The 22,357-nt window shown below is 73.2% G+C and carries 19 protein-coding genes; 16 read left to right on the forward strand and 3 right to left on the reverse strand.

Annotation, left to right across the window (positions count from 1 at the left end):
- The first annotated feature begins 25 nt into the window (after window positions 1-25).
- The 3 genes from CFP66_RS30295 (at window position 26) to CFP66_RS30305 (ending at window position 2,948) form a co-directional block, all read left to right on the forward strand.
- Complete coding sequence (locus CFP66_RS30295) at window positions 26-937, forward strand: MEDS domain-containing protein (RefSeq protein ID WP_094928618.1); 912 nt, start codon at window positions 26-28, stop codon at window positions 935-937.
- On the forward strand, window positions 934-1,890 hold the full coding sequence (locus CFP66_RS30300; RefSeq protein WP_158228269.1) for an ATP-binding protein: 957 nt from the start codon (window positions 934-936) through the stop codon (window positions 1,888-1,890). Before CFP66_RS30295 ends, CFP66_RS30300 begins: the two co-directional genes overlap by 4 nt.
- Before the next feature lie 179 nt (window positions 1,891-2,069).
- Window positions 2,070-2,948, forward strand: coding sequence for a BTAD domain-containing putative transcriptional regulator (locus CFP66_RS30305; protein ID WP_094928620.1), 879 nt, complete (start codon window positions 2,070-2,072; stop codon window positions 2,946-2,948).
- A gap of 7 nt (window positions 2,949-2,955) precedes the next feature.
- On the opposite strand, the gene CFP66_RS30310 is transcribed toward CFP66_RS30305, so the two are convergent.
- On the reverse strand, window positions 2,956-3,393 hold the full coding sequence (locus CFP66_RS30310; RefSeq protein ID WP_158228270.1) for an ATP-binding protein: 438 nt from the start codon (window positions 3,391-3,393) through the stop codon (window positions 2,956-2,958).
- An 87-nt stretch (window positions 3,394-3,480) separates the two neighbouring features.
- Here CFP66_RS30310 and CFP66_RS30315 point away from each other — a divergent pair, with 87 nt between their 5' ends.
- From CFP66_RS30315 to CFP66_RS30325, 3 genes are read left to right on the forward strand one after another with little or no spacing between them, the layout of a single operon-like run.
- Window positions 3,481-3,720, forward strand: coding sequence for a hypothetical protein (locus CFP66_RS30315; protein ID WP_094928672.1), 240 nt, complete (start codon window positions 3,481-3,483; stop codon window positions 3,718-3,720).
- Window positions 3,717-4,034, forward strand: coding sequence for a DUF4235 domain-containing protein (locus CFP66_RS30320; RefSeq protein ID WP_094928622.1), 318 nt, complete (start codon window positions 3,717-3,719; stop codon window positions 4,032-4,034). The genes CFP66_RS30315 and CFP66_RS30320 overlap by 4 nt, the downstream gene beginning before the upstream one ends.
- A gap of 2 nt (window positions 4,035-4,036) precedes the next feature.
- The gene (locus CFP66_RS30325; RefSeq protein ID WP_094928623.1) at window positions 4,037-4,444 is read left to right on the forward strand and encodes a ChaB family protein; all 408 of its coding nucleotides are present in this window, start codon (window positions 4,037-4,039) and stop codon (window positions 4,442-4,444) included.
- A 61-nt stretch (window positions 4,445-4,505) separates the two neighbouring features.
- On the opposite strand, the gene fgd is transcribed toward CFP66_RS30325, so the two are convergent.
- Complete coding sequence (fgd, locus tag CFP66_RS30330; protein WP_233159833.1) at window positions 4,506-5,522, reverse strand: glucose-6-phosphate dehydrogenase (coenzyme-F420); 1,017 nt, start codon at window positions 5,520-5,522, stop codon at window positions 4,506-4,508.
- Between the two features lie 168 nt (window positions 5,523-5,690).
- Between fgd and CFP66_RS30335 the strand changes: the two genes are divergently transcribed.
- The 8 genes from CFP66_RS30335 (at window position 5,691) to CFP66_RS30370 (ending at window position 18,560) form a co-directional block, all read left to right on the forward strand.
- Window positions 5,691-7,475, forward strand: a complete 1,785-nt coding sequence (locus CFP66_RS30335; protein ID WP_233159834.1) for an ABC transporter ATP-binding protein — start codon at window positions 5,691-5,693, stop codon at window positions 7,473-7,475.
- Complete coding sequence (locus CFP66_RS30340) at window positions 7,472-9,373, forward strand: ABC transporter ATP-binding protein (RefSeq protein ID WP_094928626.1); 1,902 nt, start codon at window positions 7,472-7,474, stop codon at window positions 9,371-9,373. The genes CFP66_RS30335 and CFP66_RS30340 overlap by 4 nt, the downstream gene beginning before the upstream one ends.
- 626 nt (window positions 9,374-9,999) lie before the next feature.
- On the forward strand, window positions 10,000-10,764 hold the full coding sequence (locus CFP66_RS30345; protein WP_094928627.1) for a GntR family transcriptional regulator: 765 nt from the start codon (window positions 10,000-10,002) through the stop codon (window positions 10,762-10,764).
- Between the two features lie 144 nt (window positions 10,765-10,908).
- Complete coding sequence (locus CFP66_RS30350) at window positions 10,909-12,966, forward strand: translation factor GTPase family protein (RefSeq protein ID WP_094928628.1); 2,058 nt, start codon at window positions 10,909-10,911, stop codon at window positions 12,964-12,966.
- A gap of 63 nt (window positions 12,967-13,029) precedes the next feature.
- Window positions 13,030-14,325 carry an ABC transporter substrate-binding protein gene (locus CFP66_RS30355; protein WP_198961759.1) on the forward strand — a complete coding sequence of 432 codons (1,296 nt, stop codon included), beginning with the start codon at window positions 13,030-13,032 and terminating at the stop codon, window positions 14,323-14,325.
- Between the two features lie 31 nt (window positions 14,326-14,356).
- A complete protein-coding gene (locus tag CFP66_RS30360; protein WP_094928629.1) occupies window positions 14,357-15,295 on the forward strand; it encodes a carbohydrate ABC transporter permease in 939 nt (312 codons plus the stop codon).
- Window positions 15,292-16,143 carry a carbohydrate ABC transporter permease gene (locus CFP66_RS30365; protein WP_094928630.1) on the forward strand — a complete coding sequence of 284 codons (852 nt, stop codon included), beginning with the start codon at window positions 15,292-15,294 and terminating at the stop codon, window positions 16,141-16,143. The genes CFP66_RS30360 and CFP66_RS30365 overlap by 4 nt, the downstream gene beginning before the upstream one ends.
- 23 nt (window positions 16,144-16,166) lie before the next feature.
- Window positions 16,167-18,560: a glycoside hydrolase family 31 protein gene (locus tag CFP66_RS30370; protein ID WP_094928631.1), complete on the forward strand. Its 2,394-nt coding sequence runs from the start codon at window positions 16,167-16,169 to the stop codon at window positions 18,558-18,560.
- Here the strand turns inward: CFP66_RS30370 and CFP66_RS30375 are convergent.
- Window positions 18,504-19,568, reverse strand: coding sequence for a LacI family DNA-binding transcriptional regulator (locus CFP66_RS30375; protein WP_198961760.1), 1,065 nt, complete (start codon window positions 19,566-19,568; stop codon window positions 18,504-18,506). The two genes, CFP66_RS30370 and CFP66_RS30375, sit on opposite strands and share 57 nt — an antisense overlap.
- 50 nt (window positions 19,569-19,618) lie before the next feature.
- On the opposite strand from CFP66_RS30375, the gene CFP66_RS30380 reads away from it, so the two are divergent.
- Window positions 19,619-21,448, forward strand: coding sequence for a glycoside hydrolase family 2 protein (locus CFP66_RS30380; protein ID WP_233159835.1), 1,830 nt, complete (start codon window positions 19,619-19,621; stop codon window positions 21,446-21,448).
- Window positions 21,449-21,588: 140 nt separating this feature from the next.
- Window positions 21,589-22,320 carry a peptidase E gene (locus CFP66_RS30385; RefSeq protein ID WP_094928634.1) on the forward strand — a complete coding sequence of 244 codons (732 nt, stop codon included), beginning with the start codon at window positions 21,589-21,591 and terminating at the stop codon, window positions 22,318-22,320.
- Window positions 22,321-22,357: the final 37 nt, after the last annotated feature.

The following is a 22,357-nucleotide window of genomic DNA, read 5'->3' on the forward strand; positions in this document are numbered from 1 at the left end:
CCCTGCCGCCACCCCGGGATGCGTGATGACGACAACGGTCGAGGACTACCGGTCCATCGGCCACGCCCTCGCAGTCCCGATCAGCGACGAGCAGCTGTGGGAGGTCACCGCCGGCTTCCTCGCCGCGGGCCTCGACCTCGGTGAACGGGTCGTCTACTTCGACGACGGCACACTGGCGCAGGTGCTCGAACGGATGACCGACGACGGCGTCCCGGTCGCCACGCCCATGCGCGAGGGCCGGTTCACCGTCGTCCCCGCCGAGACCACCCGCGCTGCTCTGAACAGCCCGCTCAGCGAGCTCGGCGATTCCGTGCGCACCGTGATCGACGACGCCCTCGCGGACGGCTACCCGGGTGTGCGCTTCTGCGGGCAGCTCCAGGCAGGCCTGCAGCGCACCGCCGAGGGCTCGATGGTCGAGTGGGACCGCGTCGTCGACGAGCAGGTGCGGGACCGGCCGGCCCGCGTGCTGTGCCTCTACGATCGCGTCCGCTTCCCCGACGAGTTCGTCGACGCGATGCGCGCGGCGCACACCACCGAGGTGCTGGCCCCGGCCGTCTACGACGACGGGCTGCTGCGCATCACCGCCACGGGCATCGGCTCCGCCCGGGTGGCGGGAGAGGTCGACCACAGCAACCGCCCGCGCATCCGCAAGCTGCTGGAGAACGCGCTGGACACCGCGCTGCGCGCACCGGACGCGCCCGACGACATCGCGCTCGACCTGTCGTCGCTGCGGTTCCTCGACGTCGCGGGCGCCGTCGGGCTGGTCCACGCCGCCGAGGAGTTCCCCAGCGCCCACCGGCTCGTGCTCACCGGCGCGCGCCCGCGCGTGCAACGCGTGCTCGACCGGTGCGGCGCGCCGTTCGCCAGCCAGCTCGTCGTCCGGCCGCACCCCGGCACGCCCGGCGCCCCCGCCGACGGACCGGGCGACCCGCCGTGAAGGTCGAGACCACGCGGTCGGCCGCCGCCGTCCGGCTCCAGCACGCCGTGGGCTTCCGCCCGCACGGCGGCGACCCGGTGGCACAGCTGGGCCCCCTCGCCGCCGCGGCCCTCGACCGCGGTGAGCGGGTCGCCGTGGCCCTCGCGCCGGCCACCCGCGACGCCCTCGACGCGCACCTGGGCGGCGCGGCGGCACTGGTCGCCCTCACCGCCGCCGACGACGCCGAGGGCGTCTCCGCCCAGACCACGGCCACGCACTGGGCGCTCGAGCTGCGTGCGCTCACCGCCACCCCCGCCGGCCCGGTCACGGTCCTCACCGAGCACCTCGACCACCTCGACGGCGCCGACGGCAGGTTCTGGACCGAGCTCGACGCCGCCCTCAACGTGGCGCTGGCCGACCTGCCGGTGCGCCTCACCTGCTCCTACCCCGAGCTCGCCGTGCACCAGGAGATCCTCGACGGCGCCCGGCGCAACCACCCGCTGCTGCTCGTCGACGGGCAGCTGCAGCGCAACCCCGCCCACCGCCACCCCCGCGAGGTCCTCACCGAGCGGCCCGCTCCCGCGCCGCCGCTGCTCGGACCCCCGGACGTGCAGGTGCCGTTCAGCGCATGGCGCCTGCACGAGGTGCGGGCGGCCGTCGAGCGGGCGCTGGCCGGCTCGGACTGCCCGCAGGAGCGGATCGAGGACGTCGTCCTCGCGGTCAACGAGGTGGCCACGAACGCCGTGGAGCACGGCACCCCGGATGCGCAGCTGTCGCTGTGGACGGGCGGTCGCGGGCTGCTGTGCGAGATCGACGACGCCGGCGTGCTGCGCGACCCGCTCCCGGGCCTGCAGGCCCCCCACCCGTCGGACCCGCGGGGACGCGGGGTGTGGATCGCCCGCCAGCTCTGCGACTCGCTGCACGTCTGGACCGACGGCCGTGGCACCCATGTCCGGATGCGTGCCACGCCGTGAGTACGATCGGCCCTGCGCTCGTTCGTCACCCGGACGGCCCTGGCCAGCCGGAAGTGTGACGAAGATGCCCCTTGGCAAGGCAGGCACACCGGAGAACACTCTTCCGCGGACTCCGGCGCCATCGTGCTGCCGAGGGGTCACCACGAGCTCCGGCCGGGCACTCCACATTTGGGACGATCATGTCTGACGATCAGCGAGGATCTCGCACGACCCAGGCGCACGTCGCCACGCACCAGGTCGCGGGGCACCAGGTCAGGGTGCTGGGGTCCTTCACCCTCACCTCGGGCGGCAGCAGCGTCCCGCTGGGGGTCGATTCGCGCAGGCTCGTCGCCTACCTGGCCGTGCACCCGCGCCCCCAGGAGCCCGGCGCCCTCGCCGCCGACCTGTGGCCCGGTGTGCCCGCCGCCGCGGCCCTGCGCCTGCTCGACGAGGCGGCCGACGCCGTCGGGGTGCCCGCGCTGTTCACCGACGCCGACCTCACCGGGCCGCTGGCCCTGGCCGCCGACGTGCACGTCGACCTCGCCGACGCGCTCGGTCTCGTCCGGGCCCTCCCCGAGATCCCCGCCACCGACAGCCCCGACATCGCGCTCCTGTCGGCCGACATCCTCCCCGGGTGGACCGCGTCGTGGATCGCCGTCGAGCGCGAGCGGTTCCGCCAGCTGCGGCTGCACGCGCTCGAGGAGCGCAGCCTGCGGCTGGCGGCAGCGGGGCGCTACCCGGAGGCGGTCGCGATGGCGGAGGGCGCCGTGCAGGTGGCACCCAGCCGGGAGAGCGCGCGGCGCGCCCTGATCGAGGCGCACCTCGCGGAGGGCGACATCGCCGCCGCGGTGGCCGCCTACGACGACTACCAGGAGCTGCTGCGCTCCAGCGTCGGCCCCGCCTCCTCCGGGCTCGACGCCCTCTTCCCGCCCTCGCCCGCGTGGCCACTGTTGCGTGCGCGCCACCCCATGCCCCGCTCCGCGGTCCAGCTGCCGGGGCTGCGCTCGGTACGCGGCGCAGCCGGCGGCTCCCGACGTTTGGTGGCCGGCGGCTCGGTGCCCGGCACCGCCCGCTCCTGATCTGCTCCTAGGAAGCCGGGATCGCGAAGGTCACCTCGGTGCCCTGCGTCGTCCGTCGCACCCGCATCTCGCGTGACAGCTGCTGGATGAGCGCCAGCCCGCGGCCGCGGTAGCCCGGATCGGCCGGCGCGGGGCGCCAGCGGCCGCGGTCGGACACCCGCGCGGCCACCACGGGCCCGTCCCGGCGCGCGCACAGTTCCAGTTCCACCTCCACGGCCGCCGCGGCGTCCCGGCGCGGACCGTCGGAGACGTACGCGTGCTCGATGCCGTTCGACACGGCCTCGCCCACCGCGAGCTGCAGGTCGATCACGACGTCGTCGGGCAGCCCGTGCCCGCATGCCCACCGCTGCACGCGGCGGCGCACGATGCGCAGTTCGGCCAGCGCGGCAGGGCACCGCAGCCGCAGCCACTGCGCGGGCGGCGTCCGGTCGTCCAGCTCGGTCACCGCCCAGTGGTCCCCCGCAACCGGTCCGGGCAAACCGCTCAGGAGCTCCCCGGTGTCAGGAGCACGGTGATCGGGTACCCGCGCGACATGCATGGTTCCTCCGAACCCGACGTCGAGGTCGACCCGCAGGTCGCGCGCCACCGCGACACCGGCGGCGTCGATCCCGACCACAAGGACCGCCCGGACGACTCCGGGGCCGACCCGGACGGGCCGAGCACCACCGGCACCGACGAGAACGAGCAGTTCGTCGGCCGGGTGGCCGGGCAGGACTCCGGCTACACGGGCGAGACCGGTGCCGAGGCCCGCGCGGAGGGGAATTCCCGATGACCCATCGTGACGGCAGCGAGCTCACCGGGCTCGCCAAGCTCGGCTACAAGCCGTTCGGCCTGGTCCTCGGGCTCGTCGGCGGCATGCTCGCCGGCAGGGTCTTCGGCATCATCTGGAAGCGGATCTCCGACGAGGACGAGACACCGCAACCCCTGTCGGACGAGTACAGCACCCGCGAGGTGCTGCTGGCCGCCACCCTGCAGGGGGCGGTCTTCGGACTGATCAAGACAGCGGTGGACCGGTACGGCATGAAGGGTGTGCGGCGCTTCCTCGACACTCCCCGCCGGCCGATCCGCGCGCGGACGGAGGTGTGACGATGCCCGGCAAGGACGCGATGCCCAGCACGGTGGAGCGCTCCGACAAGAAGGCCCAGCGCACGTGGGTGGAGACCTACGACTCGGCGATGGAGACCTACGGCGACGACGGCGCCCGGGTGCGGCGCACCGCGTTCGCGGCGCTGAAGCACACCCACGAGAAGGTGGGCGACCACTGGGAGCCCAAGGACCGCAACGGCCCGTCGGACGCGCAGGCGGCCCGCCCGGGGCGCAAGACCGAGAAGCCCACGGCCGGTGGGGTGGACGCGAAGGCGTCGAAGAAACACCTCATGGACGTGGCGAAGAAGCTCGACGTCCCCGGCCGCTCGTCGATGAAGAAGGACGAGCTGGTCGACGCCATCCAGAAGGCGAACAACCGCAAGACCGCGAAGTCCCGCGGCAAGAAGTAGCGCGACGCCCCCGTGAGTGGATACGGGTGCTGGGGCACCCGTATCCACTCACGGCTGTTTTCTACAGGGCGCGCAGGCGCGGCAGGACGTCCTCGGCGAACTGGGAGAGGAAGCGCTCCTGGTCCTGCCCCGGACCGTGGAACACCAAGTGGTTCAGCCCGGCGTCGACGTAGGGCTTGATCTGCGCCACGGCCTCGTCGGGGTCGGAGGCGACGATCCAGCGCTTGGCCACCTGCTCGATCGGCAGCTCGTCGGCGAGGCGCTCCATCTCCACCGACGAGTCGACGCTGTGCTTCTGCTCGGGCGTCAGCGACAGCGGCGCCCAGAACCGGGTGTTCTCCAGTGCCTGGCGCGGATCCCGGTCGTAGGACATCTTGATCTCGATCATCCGGTCGACGCCCGCCGGGTCGCGCTCGGCGGCGGCGGCGCCCTCCGCGACGGCCGGGAGCAGCTTGTCGGTGTAGAGCTCCATCCCCTTGCCCGAGGTGCAGATGAAGCCGTCACCGGAGCGGCCGGCGTACTTCGCGACGACGGGCCCGCCCGCGGCCACGTACACCGGCACCGGCTGCTCGGGCCGGTCGTAGATGGTGGCGCCGACGGTGCGGTAGTACTCGCCCTCGAACGACACCTCCTCCTCGGTCCACAGCGCCCGCATGAGCCGGATCGACTCCCGCAGCCGCGCGAACCGCTCCTTGAACTCCGGCCACTCCCGCCCGGACACCGCGATCTCGTTCAGCGCCTCGCCGGTGCCGACCCCGAGCATCACCCGTCCGGGGTAGAGCAGCCCCAGCGTCGCGAACGTCTGCGCGAGCACGGCCGGGTTGTAGCGGAACGTCGGGGTGAGCACCGACGTGCCGATCTGCACCCGGGAGGTGCGCTCCCCCACGGCGGCGAGCCACATCAACGACGACGGCGCGTGGCCGCCCTCGTGCCGCCACGGCAGGAAATGGTCCGAGGTCACGACGCTGTCGAGGCCCACCTCCTCCGCCCGCACCGCGTACTCCACGAGCTCCCGCGGCGCGAACTGCTCCGCCGAGGCCTTGTATCCGATGCGCAGTCCGCGCTCCGTTGACGCCACGTCCCCGGTCCTTCCCCGTTCCATCCCGATCAACCTGCCCCGTCCAGACTGCCACTCCTGCGGGACTGGACCTCGACCCGCGTCGAGGTGGTTGCGTCGGTGCATGCCATCGTCCGCACCGGAACTCGCATGCGCGGGCCGCCGGGCCGTCCTAGCGTCGAACGGGCCATGAGCGCCCCGCCGCCCGACCGGGCCACCCTCGGTTCCCTGCTCCGACTCACCCCCTACGTCCGCCCGCACCGCTGGGTCCTGCTCGCGGGCGGTGCCGCCGCGCTCGGCGGCACCCTTGCCGGCCTGGCGGTCCCGCTGGTCACCCGCGCCATCGTCGACGGTCCCATCGCCCGCGGTGAGACCGCCGCGCTGCCGTGGCTGGTGCTCGGCGTCGTGGTGCTGGGCACGCTCGAGGCCCTGCTGACGTTCCTGCGCCGCCGCCTCGTCGCCCGGCCCAGCACCGCGATCGAGGCCACGATGCGCGCCGACCTGTTCGCCCACCTGCAGCGGCTGCCGGTGGCCTTCCACGACGCGTGGGCCTCGGGCCAGCTGCTCTCCCGCGCCACCTCCGACCTGAACACCGTGCGTTGGTTCGTGGCGTTCTCCGGGATCTTCCTCGTGGTCAACGTGCTCACCGTGGTGGTCGGCATCGGTGTGCTGCTGTGGTTGTCGGTGTGGCTCGGCCTGGTCATCGCCGTGACGGCCGTGCCGCTGCTGGCGCTCACGCTCACGCTGGAGCGCCGCTTCTCCGTGGCCGCGCGCCAGGCCCAGGACCAGGCCGGCGACCTCGCCACCGTGGTGGAGGAGTCGGCGCTGGGCATCCGCGTGCTCAAGTCGCTGGGCCGCGGGCGCAGGCTCACCGCCCGCTTCGTGGCCGACGCGCGCGGCCTGCGCGGCACCGAGCTGCTGAAGGTGCGGCTGATCGCCGCCCTCTGGGCGGTGCTCGTGCTGCTCCCCGAGGGCGCGATCGCCGTGGTGCTCGGGCTGGGCGCGTACGGCGTCGCCGACGGCTCGCTGACGATCGGCACGCTCGTCGCCGCGGTCACCGTGATGACCTACCTCTACTGGCCGGTCGCCTCCCTGGGATGGCTGCTCGCCCAGGCCAGCGAGGCGGCCGCGGCCACCCGCCGGTACTGGGAGGTCCGCGACGTGCCTCCCGCGATCGTCGACCCGCCCGACCCCGTCACCCTGGCGCGGCCCGTGCGCGGCGCGCTCGCGCTGCGCGAGGTCCGGTTCCGCTACCCCGGCAGCGACCGGGAGATCCTGCGCGGGGTCGATCTCGCGGTGCGCCCCGGCGAGACGATGGCGCTGGTCGGCGCCACGGGCTCCGGCAAGACCACGCTCACCGCACTCCTCACCCGCCTCGAGGACGTCACCGGCGGTGCGGTCCTGCTCGACGGCGTCGACGTGCGGCGGCTGCGTCTGGCCGAGCTGCGCGCCTGCGTCGCCACCGCGTTCGAGGACCCGGTTCTGATCTCGGCGAGCGTGCGGGAGAACGTCACGCTCGGCCTGAGCGGCAGCACGAGCGACGAACAGGTCTGGGAGGCGCTGCGGGTGGCCAGCGCCGACGGCTTCGTCGCTGCCCTGCCCTGGGGCCTCGACACCCGGATCGGTGAGCAGGGCATGTCGCTCTCGGGTGGGCAGCGCCAGCGGCTCGCGCTCGCCCGGGCCGTGGTCTCCCACCCGCCGGTGCTGGTCCTGGACGACCCGCTCTCGGCCCTGGACGTGCACACCGAGGCCGAGGTGGAGGCCGCGCTGCGCCGCGTGCTGGGCGGGGTCACCGCGCTCGTCGTCGCGCACCGGCCCTCCACCGTGCAGCTCGCCGACCGGGTCGCCCTGCTCGACGGCGGGCGCATCACCGCGGTCGGCACGCACACCGAGTTGCTCGCCGGGCACCCGGAGTACCGCAGGTTGCTCACCAGCCTCGAGAGCGACGACGAGCGTACGGAGGTGGGGGCGTGAGCACCGGGACGGCCACCGACAACGAGCCCGCCGACCACGAGTCCGCCGACGACGAGGCCTGGCGCGGGATCCCCGCCGACGCCGGAGGGGGAGCCGGGGAGGAGGCCGACGCCGTCGACCGGCGCACCGGGCTGCGCCTGCAGGCCCGCGCCCGCCGGCTCGTCGCGGAGCTGCTGCGACCGCACCGGTCCGCCGTCGTGCTGGCCGCCGTGCTGCTGGTCGCCGAGAACGCCGTGATGCTGGCCGGCCCCCTGCTGGTGGCGCTGGCCATCGACACCGGGGTGCCGGCGGCGCTCGACGGGCGCCCGGGCCCGCTCGCCGCGGCAGTCGCCGGATACGCCGCCACCGGGCTCGCCGGCGCCGGGCTGCGGGCGGGCTTCCTGCTGCTGTCCGGGCGCATCGGCCAGGACCTGCTGCTGGACCTGCGCCGGCGCGTGTTCGGCCACGGCCAGCGCCTCTCGCTCGACTTCCACGAGTCGTTCACCTCGGGGCGGCTGATCTCCCGGCTCACCAGCGACATGGACGCGCTGTCGGACCTCCTGGAGAAGGGCCTGGACGGGCTGTTCGGCGCCGTGCTCTCGCTGGTGGGCACCACGGTCCTGCTGATCTGGATCGACCCGCTTCTGGCCGCGGTGGTGCTGGCCGGGTTCGGTCCGCTGCTGCTGCTCACCCGCTGGTTCCAGCGCAGCTCCCGGGCGAGCTACCGGCGCACCCGCAGCACCGTGGCCCGGTTGATCGTGCACTTCGTGGAGTCGGTCAACGGGATCCGCGCGGTGCAGGCGTTCGGCCGGGAGCGGCGCAACGACGAGATCCTCGACGACCTGTCCGGCGCGTACCGCGACGCCAACACCACGGCGTTCCTCACCGTCGCGTGGTTCGTGGCCGGGGTGCGCCTGGTCGGCAACCTCACGCTGGCGCTGGTCCTGCTGCTGGGCGGGCTGCGTGTCGTGGACGGCGCGCTCGCGCTCGGCGCGCTCACCGCGTTCATGCTCTACCTGCGCCGCTTCTACGACCCGCTCGACGACCTGGCCCAGTTCTTCAACAGCTACCAGTCCGCAGCCGCCGCGCTGGAGAAGATCTCCTCGGTGCTGGACACGCCCGTGGGCGTACCCGAACCGGAGCACCCGGTGCGGCTGCCCGCACCGGTGCGGGGCGAGCTGGAGTTCGACCGGGTGCGGTTCACCTACGCCCGTTCCGCCGACCGGACGGTGCTGCCGGAGTTCACGCTGCACGTGCCTGCCGGGCAGACGGTGGCGCTGGTGGGGGCCACCGGCGCGGGCAAGTCGACGCTGGCCAAGCTCGCGGCCCGGTTCTACGACCCCACCGAGGGCGCCGTGCGGCTCGACGGCGTGGACCTGCGCGAGGTCGCCGACGCCGAGCTGCGCTCCGCGCTGGTGATGATCACCCAGGAGGCGTTCCTGTTCTCCGGGTCGGTGGCCGACAACATCGCGATGGGCCACCGCGCGGGCGTGGTCCCCTCCCGTGAGGAGGTCGTGGCCGCGGCCGAGGCCGTCGGGGCGCGGGAGTTCGTGGAGGCGCTCCCGGAGGGCTTCGACACCGACGTCCGCAAACGGGGCGGCCGGCTCTCGGCAGGCCAGCGCCAGCTCGTGGCGCTGGCCCGGGTGGTGCTGGCCGACCCGTCGGTCGTGCTGCTCGACGAGGCGACCTCCTCGCTGGACATCCCCTCCGAGCGCGCGGTGCAGGACGCCCTGGAGACCGTGCTCGCCGGGCGGACAGCGTTGATCATCGCCCACCGGCTGTCGACCGTGCTGATCGCCGACCGCGTGCTCGTGCTCGCCGACGGCCGCATCGTGCAGGACGGCACGCCCGAGGCCCTCCTGGACGAGGAGGGCGATTTCGCACGGCTCCACGAGGCGTGGCGCGCCAGCCTCGCCTGAGGAGGCGGTCGCCCACCGATCTCCCGGTATTGCATTGTTGCGGCCGCCACCATGAACGACCGGAAACGCAGATCATGGTGGGCGGACGACCGGGCTTCCGTTCGGTCCGTTGTCATCACGGTCGCTCCGCGTTCCGCGGAACGCATTTTTCATGATCAGATAGACCTGAGAGGGATTCGGGAAAGATCCAAAACCCCTCACGTCTATCTGGTCATGAAAACACCTGTGGGCGCGCCGTCCCCGGCTCGCAGCCACTGCCCCGCGGCGTCGCTGCGGCCGCACTGACGTGCTTCTCGCACCGACCAAACCTCCTTGATCGCCGCGAGCCGCACATGGTCGTGGCAGGGACCGCTCTGGTGTGCTGCTCGGATCGTTCACCGCCTGGGAGGACCGGCATGAGGCTGGAGATCGAGTGCCGGCCGTCCGACTCGCCCCCACGTCGAGCGGGTGTGGCGCAGCCACAGCACCGGCGTGGAGCGCATGACATCGGTCGTCACCGCGTACTGCAACCTGGTAGCGCGGTCGGGTGCGGGTGGGCGCGCAGGGTCCGGAGGCGCGGGCGAATCCGGCGCCGCTTCCCGACGAGCCTGCGTTCCTCGCCGGGCCCGACCGCCTAACCTGGGTGGGTGACGGCGGAGTTGCTCGGACGGGCCCCGGAGCTCTCGCGGCACCGGGGCCACCCGGTGCACGCGCAGATCGAGCGTTGGCTCATGGACGAGATCACCGAGGGGCGGGTCGCCGCGGGTGACCGCCTCCCCGGTGAACGCGAGCTGGCCGCAGCCCTGCACGTCAGCCGCATGACGTTGCGCCAGGCCCTCGACGGGCTCGCGCGCCGCGGCGTGCTGGTCCGCACCCCCGGCCGCTCGGGTGGCGCGTTCGTCGCGGAGCCCCGGATCGACTGCGACCTCACCGGTCTCGCCGGGTTCACCGAGCAGATGCGCCGCGCGCACCGGCGCGCGGGCGCCGAAGTGCTCGCCGCGCACGTCGTCGACGCCGAACCCCCCGTCGCCACAGCGCTGCGCCTGGCCACCGGCGCCCCGGTGTACGAGCTGGTGCGGGTGCGCTCGGCCGACGGCACCGCGCTCGCACTGGAACGGTCCTGGCTGCCCGCCGAGGCGCTGCCCGACCTGCTCGCGCACCCGCTCACCGGGTCGATCTACGAGCTGCTCGGCGAGCGGTACGGGCTCGCCCCGCACACCGCCGTGGAGTACCTGGAGCCGGTCAGCGCCGATCCCGCCGAAGCCGCTGCCCTCGGCGTGGCCCGCGGCACCGCCCTGATGGGTGTGGAGCGCGTCGCGTCCTCCGTGGCCGGCATGCCCGTCGAGTACGCCCGCGACCTCTACCGCACCGACCGCGTGCGCCTGATGGTGCGCACCGAGGTCCGTGCCTGACCCGTCGGCGCCCGCGCCAATTGCGTTGCCGGTCCACCGTGCGGTCCGGTCTACTCCCACCGAACGTCCGACGAAAGGAGCCCGTGATGGGGCGAGCGTCCATGTCCACCTCCGCACCTGGCCTCCAGCCGAAGGACATGACGCTTGGCACGCACGCTCAACCTCGGGATCCTCGCCCACGTCGACGCCGGTAAGACCAGCCTCACCGAGAGGCTGCTGTACGACACCGGCGTGATCGACGAGATCGGTAGCGTCGACCACGGCAGCACCCGTACCGACTCGTCCGCACTCGAACGCCGCCGCGGTATCACGATCCGTTCCGCGGTCGCGTCGTTCACCGTCGGCACGGGGGACGACGCGGTCGCGGTCAACCTGATCGACACTCCCGGCCACCCGGACTTCATCGCCGAGGTGGAGCGGGCTCTCGGCGTGCTCGACGGCGCGGTGCTCGTGCTGTCGGCCGTCGAGGGGGTGCAGGCGCAGACCCGGGTGCTGATGCGCTCCCTGCAGCGGCTGCACATCCCCACCCTGCTGTTCGTCAACAAGATCGACCGCGCCGGCGCCGACGTCGGGCGCGTCCTGGCCGGCGTCTCCCGCCGCCTCACCCCGGCCGCGGTCGCGATGGCCGGCACCCGCCGGGCCGGGACCCGCACCGCCGAGGTCGTTCCGCACGGTCCGCGCGACGCGGCATTCACCGCGCGCCTCGCGGAGGTCCTCGCCGAGCACGACGACGCGCTGCTCGCGGCGTACGTGGACGGCGACCTGCACGCCGAGCACCACCACGACCGGCTCCGCGCCGCACTGGTGGCGCAGGTCGCGCGGGCGCAGGTGCACCCGGTGTTCGTGGGGTCCGCGATCACCGGCGTGGGGGTGGGCGACCTCATCGCGGGCGTTGCCCGGCTGCTGCCCTGCGCCGCCGGGGATCCGGGCGCACCGGTCTCGGGCACCGTCTTCGCGATCGACCGGGGCACGGCGAGCGAGAAGGTCGCCTACGTCCGCCTCTTCGCCGGCACCGTACGGGCTCGCGACCGCCTGGAACACGGGGTCGGCGGGACGGGCAAGGTCACCGCGCTCGCCGTCGTCGAGGGCAGCGAGCCCGTGCGCAGGCAGGCGGTCTCCGCGGGGCAGATCGCGGTGCTGCGGGGCCTGGCCGATGTCCGGGTCGGGGATCCGGTCGGCACCGCTGCGCCGGCCGGGACCGCCTCCCGACCGGCGCGGCTGTTCGCCCCGCCGACGCTGGAGACGGTCGTCGAGCCCGCCGTGCGCGCCGACGCAGGCGCCCTGCACGCCGCGCTGACGCGGCTCGCCGAGCAGGATCCGCTGATCGGCCTGAGGCTCGACGGCACGCGCCGCGAGATCTCGGTGTCGCTCTACGGCGAGGTGCAGAAGGAGGTCGTCGCGGCCACCCTGGCCGACGAGTACGGCCTCGAGGTGAGCTTCCGCCGGTCGACGACGCTCTGCGTCGAGCGCCCGAACGGCCGCGGCGAGGCCGTCGAGGTCCTCCGGGCCGCGCAGAACCCGTTCCTCGCCACGGTCGGGCTGCAGGTGCAGCCCGCGCCCGCCGGTACGGGGGTGCGGTTCCGGCTGGGCGTCGAGCTCGGGTCGATGCCGTCCGCGTTCTTCACGGCGGTCGAGGAGAGCGTGCGGACCACCCTGCAGGAGGGCCTGCACGGCTGGCAGGTGCTCGACTGCACGGTGACGATGACCCGGTCCGGGTACTGCGCGCGGCAGAGCCACGCCCACGGCACGTTCGACAAGAGCATGTCGAGCACCGCGCGCGACTTCCGGCAGCTGACGCCCCTGGTCCTGATGAGCGCGCTGAGCCGCGCCGGCACCACCGTGCACGAGCCCGTGCACCGCTTCCACCTCGAGGTGCCGGCCGACACCTACGGCGCGGTCCCGCCGGTGCTCTCACGGCTGCGTGCGGTTCCGGAGGCACCCCGACCGCGGGACGGCGACCTGGTGCTCGACGGGATCCTGCCGGCGGCGTCGGTGCACGCGCTGGAGCAGCAACTGCCGGGGCTCAGCCGCGGCGAGGGCGTGTTCGAGAGCGCCTTCGACCACTACCGCCCCGTCACGGGTCGGATCCCCGAGCGGCCCCGCACCGACGACGACCCCCTGCACCGCAAGGAGTACCTGCTGCGCGTGGAGCGTCGCGTCCGCGCCCAGACCGTGCTCCACGGCACGTCCCGCCTCGCTTGACCCGCGGTTTGTAGCGCTATAAATTCCCGCCGTCCCACCGGAAGCGGTCGAAGGAGACGGCACGTGAGCTCCGCCACCAGGCACCACCCGGCGTTGGGCCGACGCTCCTTCCTCGCCGGGTCCGCGGGGGCCGTCGCGCTGGGCGCCCTCGGCCTGGCCGGCTGCGCATCCCCGACCGACGGCGGGCGCCCGACGCTGCGCTTCTACCAGCAGAAGCAGGAGGTCATCTCCTACTTCGACGCCTTGGCCCGCAGGTTCGAAGCCGAGAACCCCGGCCTCACGGTCGTCCACGACACCACCGACGCGATCGCTCCCCAGTTCGTCCGGGGCGAGCCTGCGGACGTGGGCTGCTTCAACGACAACCTCGAGCTCGCCCGCTACATCGCCCGCGGGCAGATGAGCGACCTGTCCCACCTGCCCTCGGCCGCCCGGGTCAGGACCGACATCACGACACTGACCGACCAGTACGCCACCTACCCGGGCCGCACGAGCGTGCTCCCCTACTCCCTGGCCGCCGCCGGAGTCGTCTACAACCAGGCGATCTTCGACCGGTTCGGGCTGCCGGTGCCGACCACGTGGAGCGAGTTCGTCGACGTCTGCACCGCGCTGCAGGGCGCGGGCGTCACGCCGATCTACTCGACCGACCGCACCGTCTGGACCCTCTGGCAGGGGCTGTTCGACTACTCGGTCGGCAGCCTCGTCGACACCGCCGCGTTCTTCGCCACGATGAAGCGGCTCGGCACCGACGTCGGGCCCGACTCCGAGGTGTCGTTCGAGAAGACCCTCGCCGTCCCGATGGAGCGGGCGAAGACGATTTCCACGTTCTTCAACCCCGACCACGCGGTGCGCTCCTACGACGACGGCAACCTCGCCTTCGGCCGCGGCGAGGCGGCGATGTACCTGCAGGGCCCGTGGGCGCTCGGCCAGATCGCGAAGATCGACGAGACCCTCGACATCGGCACCTTCGTGCTCCCCGTGAGCGAGAACCCCGACGAGCGCCGGGCGCGCGTGAACATCGACCTCGGCCTGTACATCCCGGTGCAGAGCGCCGACAGGCCCGAGGCGGCCGCGCTCGTCGAGTTCCTCATGCGAGCCGACGTGATCGACGCGTACAACCAGGACAACCTCGCGTACTCGACGCGGCAGGGCGCTCCGCCCCAGCGGGACCCGCGCCTCGCGGGCCTGCAGACCTACGTCGACCGCGCCGCCTTCTACCAGGGCGCCGGCACGTTCATCCCGCCGTCGGTGCCCCTGGGCAACTACCTGCAGTCCGCCGTCCAGACCGGCGACTTCGAGGGCATGCTGCGCCGGCTCGACGCCGACTGGCGCCGGCTCGCCGGGCGGGACGCCACGACATGACCGATCCCGAACCGTCGCCGGAGGAACGCCCATGACGGCCCAGCTGCCGCTCACCGACGTCGCGGCGCCCACGCACCCGACGCCGACGCCATCCCCGCGCGGGCCGCGGAAGCGACGCGTGGATCCGGTCTTCTACCTGTTCCTCCTGCCGGCCCTCGTGCTGTTCACCGCGTTCGTCGTCGCGCCCGCAGCGGTCGGGATCTTCTACAGCTTCACGAACTACGTCGGGTTCGGCAGCTGGTCCTTCCTCGGGCTCGGTAACTACGCGGCGCTCGTCACCGACCCGACGATCCTGGCGTCCTACGGCTTCACGGTCGGCTTCGCGCTCGTGACCGTGGTCATCGCCCAGGTCATCGCGCTCACGCTGGCGATCGGGCTGTCGCGCCGCATCCGCTTCGCGACGTCGCTGCGCACCGTCTTCGTGATCCCGATGGTGCTGTCGGGCATCGTGGTGGCGTACGTGTTCAACTTCCTGTTCTCCAACACGCTGCCCGCCTTCGCCACCTCGATCGGGTTCGCGCCGCTGCAGGAGAGCATCCTGGGCAACGCGGACCTCGCCTGGCTCTCGATCGTCATCGTCTCCGCGTGGCAGACGATCCCCGGGGCCCTGCTGGTCTACACCGGCGGCCTCACCGCGATCCCGACCGACCTCTACGAGGCGAGCGCGCTGGACGGCGCCGGCGCGTGGCGCCAGTTCCGGTCGATCACGCTGCCGCTCATCACCGGCTTCATCGTGATCAACACCATTCTGGGCATCAAGGGCTACCTCGGGGTCTACGACGTGATCGTCGGCCTCACCGACGGCGGGCCGGGCACCGCCACCCGCAGCGTCGCCAGGACGATCTTCGGCGGGTTCACCGGCGGCGACTACGCCTACCAGATGGCCAACGCCACCGTGTTCTTCGTCCTCGCCGTCCTGATCTCCGTCGCCCAGCTCGTCGTCACGCGAGGAAGGACGGTCCGCCTGTGACCACCCCGAACCGGGCCTCCGGCCGCCTCGACCGCACCAACCGGCCGCTCACGGTCGCGCTCGCGCTGGCCTCGCTCACCGTGCTCGCCCCCCTGTACGTCACCGTCTCCATGGCGTTCAAGACGAGCGACCAGGCGGTGGAGGGCAACGCCTTCGCCCTGCCTGCGCCACTGAACCCGGCGAGCTTCGCCGAGGCGTGGCAGCTCACCCGGTTCCCCACGGCGTTCGCCGTCTCGGTGGCCACGGCGCTGATCACGGTGGCGCTGACGCTGCTGCTCAGCTCCATGGCCGCCTACGCGATCGTGCGCAACTGGTCGCACCGGCTCTTCCGGTGGTCCTTCTTCTACCTGCTGGCGGCGATGTTCCTGCCGTTCCCCGTCGTGGCGCTCTCGCAGATCCAGCTCACCGCGATGATCGGGCTCGACAACCCCGTCGGCGTCGGCATCCTGCACGCGATGTTCCAGCTGTCGTTCAGCGTGCTGCTCTACACCGCCTACCTGCGCTCGATCCCGTTCGAGCTCGAGGAGAGCGCGCGGATCGACGGTGCGTCCACCGGGCAGATCTTCTGGCGGATCATCCTGCCCCTGCTCGGGCCGATGAACGCCACCGTCGGCATCTTCGCGTTCCTGGTGTCCTGGAACGACTTCATGGTGCCGTCCCTGATCACCGCGGACCCGTCTCTGCAGACGCTGCCGGTGGTGCAGCAGCTGTTCCAGAGCGAGTTCGGCACCGACTACAACATCGCCTTCGCGTCCTACCTGATGGCGATGGCACCGACGATCGTCGTGTACCTGTTGGCGCAGCGCTGGGTGATCAGCGGTGTGACGCAGGGCGCTGTGAAGAACTGAACGGGCTCAGAACTGAGGAGAGCATGACCGACGCCGCTACCGACCTCCCGGTCGTCAGGCCCCTGCCCTCGTCGGCGCCGCGCGCCCGCGCCGACCAGCAGCTCACCGGCGACCACTGGCGGATCACCGTGCTCGACGCCGGGCTCTTCCGCATCGAGTGGGCGGGAGACGGCGCGTTCGAGGACCGGGCGTCCACCTTCGCCCAGCGCCGCGACCTGCCGCCCGTGGACTTCACCGTCGAGCGGACCGACGACGGCGCCGTGGTCGTCACCACCGCGCGGGCGCGGCTGCGCTACGACGGCGCCCCGTTCTCGGCCCACGGGCTCGCCGTCGAGTGCGTGGGACGCGACTCCGGGCGGTGGCGCTACGGCGAGCCGACCCGCGACCTCGGCGGCACCACCCGCACGCTCGACGACGTCGACGGCCGGGCCGAGCTGGACGCGGGCGTCGTGGCACAGGACGGCATCGGGGTGGTGGACGACTCGCGATCGTTCCTGTTCACCGAGGACGGCTGGATCGGCACCCGCGAGTCCGGCCGCCGCGACCTCTACGTGTTCGCCTACGGGCGCGACTTCCCGGCCGCCGTCCAGGCCTTCTACGCGGTGTCAGGACAGCCCATGCGCCTGCCCCGGTGGGCGCTGGGCAACTGGTGGAGCCGCTACCACCCCTACTCGGACGAGTCCTACCTCGCGCTCATGGACCGGTTCCGCGACGAGGACCTCCCGTTCTCGGTGGCGGTCATCGACATGGACTGGCACCGCGTCGGCTCGGTGCCCCCGGAGTACGGGAGCAGCTGGACCGGCTACTCGTGGGAACGCTCCCTGTTCCCCGACCCGCCCGCGTTCCTGGCGGCCCTGCACGACCGCGGGCTGCGCACCACGCTGAACCTGCACCCCGCCGACGGCGTGCGCGCGTTCGAGGACGCCTACCCGGACGTGGCGCGCGCGGTGGGGGTCGACCCCGACACCCGCGCGCCGGTGCCCTTCGACATGACCGACCCGGCGTTCCTGCGCGCCTACTTCGCGCACCTGCACCACCCGCTCGAGGCCCAGGGCGTGGACTTCTGGTGGATCGACTGGCAGCAGGGCCACACCTCGAACCGGCCCGGGGTGGACCCGCTCTGGCTGCTCAACCACTTCCACCACCTCGACGCGGCGCGCGCCGGCGGGCCCGGGATGACCTTCTCCCGCTACGCCGGGCCCGGCAGCCACCGCTACGCCGTCGGGTTCTCCGGCGATGCCGTCGTCTCGTGGGCCTCGCTGGCATTCCAGCCCGAGTTCACCGCGACCGCGGCCAACATCGGTTACTGCTGGTGGAGCCACGACATCGGCGGCCACACCCGCGGTGTGCGCGACGACGAGCTCGCCACGCGCTGGGTGCAGTTCGGCGTGTTCTCCCCGGTCATGCGGCTGCACTCGGCGAACAACCCGTTCATCCGCAAGGAGCCGTGGGCCTTCCCTGCCGAGCACCGCGCGGCGATGGGCGAGGCGCTGCGCTTCCGCCACCGGATGGTCCCCTACCTGCACACGATGAACCACCGGGCGGCGGCGGGCACCCCGCTCGTGCGCCCGATGTACCACCTCGAGCCGCGCCGCTCCGAGGCGTTCACGGTGCCCAACCAGTACGCGTTCGGTTCCGAGCTGCTGGTCGCGCCGATCACCGGGCCCCGCGACCCCGAGTCGCTGCGCGGCCGGGCGCGGGCGTGGCTGCCGGCCGGCACCTGGACCGACGTCTTCACGGGAACGGTGTACCGCGGCGACCGGTCGGTCGAGCTGCACCGCACCACGGCGTCGATCCCGGTGCTGCTGCGCGCCGGCGGCATCCTGCCGCTCACGGGCCCGGCGGACCTGGACGCCACCCGCAACCCCGCCGCCCTCGAGGTGCTCGTCGCGCCGTCGGCGTCCGGCGAGCTCGTGCTGGCCGAGGACGACGAGTCCGACCGGATCCTCTCCCCCGACGGCGGTCCCGCCGCCCGCACCCCGCTGCGCTGGGACGCCGACGCCTGCGAGTTCCACATCGGCCCGGTGGCCGGGCACCCCGAGGTGGTCGCGGCGGTGCGCGAGTGGACGGTCACGTTCCTCGCGCTGCTGCCCAGCGGCGGCGTCACCGCCGACGGCGCGCCCGTCGAGGTCACCGGCACCGACGGCCACTGGAGCATCACCGTCGAGGCGGCGTCCGGGGCCGGCACGGTGATCCGGGTCGAGGGCGGCCCGCTGCGCGTCGGCACCTCGCAGGACGACGCCGTCCGGGAGCTCCTCGAGTGCGCCCAGACCGGCAACCCGGAGAAGCTCGAGGCCTGGGAGATCGTCCGCAGCGGCCGGCCCGTCGCCGACCAGCTCGCCGAGCTGTCCGCCGTGGACCTACCCGACGCGGTCCGCGCCGCGATGACGGAGCTGCTCGGCGCGGTCGTCGGGTAGCGGCGCGGGAGCGCTCTCGCGGACGACGATGCGGTAGCCGACGGTGATCTGCCGTCCGGGCGTCGCATCGTCGTCCATGCGCTCGAGGAGCACGTCGAGGGCACGCTCCCCGAGGGCCCGGGTGTCCGGGGCGACGCTGGTGAGGCTCGGTACCGTGCTCGCGCCGAGGTCGATGGCGTCCCAGCCGATGACGGCGACGTCGCCCGGCACCGCGATCCCGCGCAGCCGCAGCGCCCGCAGCGCGCCGACTGCCGCCAGGTCGTCGCGGCACAGCAGACCGTCGACGGCGAGGCCCGCATCGAGCGCCGCACCGAGGGCGGCCTCGGCCCCGATCGCGTCGCCCCCGCGGCGGGCGACGAGCAGCGCGGCGTCGAACGCCACCCCGGCGCACTCGAGGGCCTTCCGGTACCCCTCGATTCGCAACGCGGAGGGGCGGGAGGGTGCGCCGACCTCGTGGCCGAGGAAGCCGATGCGTCGACGGCCGAGACCGATCAGGTGCGCCACCGCCTCGCGGGCGGCCGCGACGTTGTCGATGGCCACCTGGTCGGCCGTGGGCGGGCGCGGGTCCTCCCCGAGGAAGACGAGCGGGGTGTCGCGCCGCAGCCCTTCGAGCTCGGCGGCGGTGAGCGCCTGCGGGTGGATCACGACACCGTCGACGATGCCGGCCTCCAGGTCGCGCAGCACGGATCGCTCCCCGTCGGCCGTGCCCCCCGTCTCCTCCAGGAGCAGGCGGTAACCGCGGGCCGTGCTCACGCGGGCGAACACGTGCGCCAGCTCGGCGAAGTACGCGCGGCGCAGGTCCGGGACGGCGAGCGCCAGCACTCTCGACCGGCCGGTGGCCAGGCTGCGGCCGCTGAGGTTGGGCCGGTAGCCGAGCTCGTCGATCGCGGCCTGCACCCGGTCCCGGGTTCGCGCGCTCACGTGCCGGTAGCCGCGCACCACGTTGGACACGGTCATCACCGACACCCCGGCCCGGGCGGCGACGTCGCGCAACGTGACCCTTTCCACCATCGCACCATAGCGGTTGAGATTGATTTGTAGCGCTATAAAGTGGGGTGGTGAGCACTCTCCCCGCCCTCCCACTCGCCTCCCGGCAGGACGGCTCCTACCCCCGGCCGCAGATGATGCGCACCGCGTGGGCGGACCTGGACGGCACGTGGTCGTTCCGCCACGACGACGCCGACGCCGGCCTCACCGCCGGCTTCACCACCGGCCTGCCCGAGGCGCAGGACATCACCGTGCCGTACCCGCCGGAATCAGCGGCCTCCGGGATCGCCGAGCCGGGCTTCCACCGCGTGGTCTGGTACGCGCGCACGATCACCGCCGACGACCTGGCCGCCGCGGGCAGGTCCGAGGCCGCGCCGCTGGTGCTGCTGCACTTCGGCGCCGTGGACTACCGGGCGCTGGTGTGGATCGACGGACGCTTCGTCGGCGAGCACGAGGGCGGCCACACCCCGTTCACCTTCGACGTGACCGCACTCGTGGCCGGCGGGTCCGAGCACGTCCTCGTCGTCCGGGCCGAGGACGACCCGCACGACCTCACGCAGCCGCGCGGCAAGCAGGACTGGCACGAGGACGCCCACGCCATCTGGTATCAGCGCACCACCGGGATCTGGCAGACCGTGTGGCTGGAGGCGGTACCGGCCACGAGCATCGCGCACGTGCAGTGGCTCCCGGCCGGGCCCACCGCGGTCGACCTCGCCGTCCGCCTGCGGGGCCGCGCCGCTCCCGGTACGCGCGTCCGGGTCGCACTGCGCTTCGACGAGCGCCACGAGGACCTCGCCGCGATCGATGTCGACGCGCCCGCCGGGGCGACCGTCCTGCACGTGACGGTGCCGGTCACCCGCCAGCGCAACGGTCAGGCCGAGGACGAGCTGACCTGGTCACCGGAACGCCCGCGCCTGGTCGACGCCACGGTGGCGCTGCACGACGCCGGCGGCCGCACCGTCGACGCCGTGAGCTCGTACCTGGGGATCCGCAGCGTCGGCGTGGCGCGCGGCTCCTTCCTGCTCAACGGGCGCCCGTACGACGTCCGGTCGGTCCTGAATCAGGGGTACTGGCCCGACAGCCACCTCGCCGCGCCGTCCCGCGACGCCCTGCGCCGCGAGGTCGAGCTGATCAAGGAGCTCGGGTTCACGGCGTGCCGGATCCACCAGAAGATCGAGGACCCGCGTTTCCTGTTCTGGGCCGACCGCCTCGGCCTGCTCGTCTGGGGCGAGACCCCCGGCGCCTACGAGTTCTCCGCGACGGCCGTGCAGCGCCTGACCCGCGAGTGGATGGAGGCCGTGGACCGGGACGCCTCGCACCCCTCGATCGTCACCTGGGTGCCGTTCAACGAGTCGTGGGGGATCCAGCACGTGGCCGACGACCCGGCGCAGCAGGCCTACTCCCGCGCGCTGACCGACCTCACCCGTGCGCTGGACCCCACCCGGCCCGTCATCTCCAACGACGGGTGGGAGCAGCAGAACTCCGACATCATCACCGTGCACGACTACGAGGGTGACGGCGAGGCGCTCGCCCGGACCTACGCCGACGAGCAGGCCCGCGACCGGCTGCTCACCGGCATGGGGCCGGCCGGCAGACGGATCCTCGTCGCCGACGCGCCGGACCGCGGCCAGCCGGTCATGCTCACCGAGTTCGGGGGCATCACCTTCCAACCCGCTGACCGACGGGACGACGGCTGGGGCTACACCGCCGCCGACGACGCGCAGGACTGGATCGCGCGCATCACCGCCCTCTACGACGGCATCCGGGCGAGCTCGTTCCTCACCGGCTCCTGCTACACCCAGCTCACCGACACCATGCAGGAGACGAACGGCCTGCTGACGGCCGACCGCGAGCCGAAGGCGCCGATCGAGCAGATCCGGCAAGCAGTGCGCGGCCACTGACGGGCCGCGGCACGCCCCTCGAGGTTCAGGGGCGCGCCCCTCGAGGTTCAGGAAAGCCACATTCATGAACCTGCAGGGCAGGAAAGTGGCTTTCCTGAACTCGGAGGTGGGGTGGCGGCGGTGTCCGTACCGTTTCCGCCGTGACCGCCGACGCTCCCACCATCCTCGCCACCTCCGGCGGCTTCGCGGCTTCCTCGCGAATGCACTGGGAGGTCGGGCCGTTGACCCGGCACGCCGTCGAACTCGCCGGTGTCACCGGCCGCGCGCCACGCGTGTGCTTCCTCGGAACCGCCTGCGGCGATGACAAGGGCCTGATCGCGACGTTCTACGACAACGCGTGGCGCGAGGGGTGGACCGGCAGCCACATCGCCCTCCTCCCCATGCCCAACGTCGACGACCTGCGCGCCCACGTGCTGGGGCAGGACGTCGTCTGGGTGTGGGGCGGGAGCGTCGCCGGGATGCTGGCCCTCTGGCGCCTGCACGGCCTGGACACCGTCTTCCGCGAGGCGTGGGCGGCGGGCGTCGTCCTCACCGGCGTCTCGGCAGGATCGCTGTGCTGGCACGCGGGCGGCACCACCGACTCGTTCGGCCCCGCGCTCCGGCCGCTGACCAACGGCCTCGGCCTGCTGCCGTGGTCGAACGGCGTCCACCACGACACCGACCCCGGACGGCGACCACTGCTCCGCTCGCTGGTGGCCGACACCACCCTGCCCGCCGGGTTCGCCACCGACGACGGCGCAGGCCTGCTCTACCGCGGCACGACCATGGTCGAGGCCCTCGCGGAGCGCGGTGGCGCCGGTGCGTACCGGGTGGAGCGCGGACCGGACGGCACCGCGGCGGAGACGGCCCTCGATGTCCGCAGGATCGGCTGAACCGACCATGATCGCCAGATCGGTGCGCGGGCGGCGA

This window comes from Pseudonocardia sp. MH-G8, from assembly GCF_002262885.1.
In the GTDB taxonomy this organism is placed as follows: Bacteria; Actinomycetota; Actinomycetes; order Mycobacteriales; family Pseudonocardiaceae; genus Pseudonocardia.

Excerpts from the sequence above, each read along its gene's own strand:
- CFP66_RS30295 (WP_094928618.1), top strand. The coding sequence starts at position 26 with ATGACGACAACGGTCGAGGACTACCGGTCCATCGGCCACGCCCTCGCA.
- CFP66_RS30305 (WP_094928620.1), top strand. The coding sequence starts at position 2,070 with ATGTCTGACGATCAGCGAGGATCTCGCACGACCCAGGCGCACGTCGCC.
- CFP66_RS30315 (WP_094928672.1), top strand. The coding sequence starts at position 3,481 with ATGCATGGTTCCTCCGAACCCGACGTCGAGGTCGACCCGCAGGTCGCG.
- CFP66_RS30320 (WP_094928622.1), top strand. The coding sequence starts at position 3,717 with ATGACCCATCGTGACGGCAGCGAGCTCACCGGGCTCGCCAAGCTCGGC.
- CFP66_RS30325 (WP_094928623.1), top strand. The coding sequence starts at position 4,037 with ATGCCCGGCAAGGACGCGATGCCCAGCACGGTGGAGCGCTCCGACAAG.
- CFP66_RS30335 (WP_233159834.1), top strand. The coding sequence starts at position 5,691 with ATGAGCGCCCCGCCGCCCGACCGGGCCACCCTCGGTTCCCTGCTCCGA.
- CFP66_RS30360 (WP_094928629.1), top strand. The coding sequence starts at position 14,357 with ATGACGGCCCAGCTGCCGCTCACCGACGTCGCGGCGCCCACGCACCCG.
- CFP66_RS30370 (WP_094928631.1), top strand. The coding sequence starts at position 16,167 with ATGACCGACGCCGCTACCGACCTCCCGGTCGTCAGGCCCCTGCCCTCG.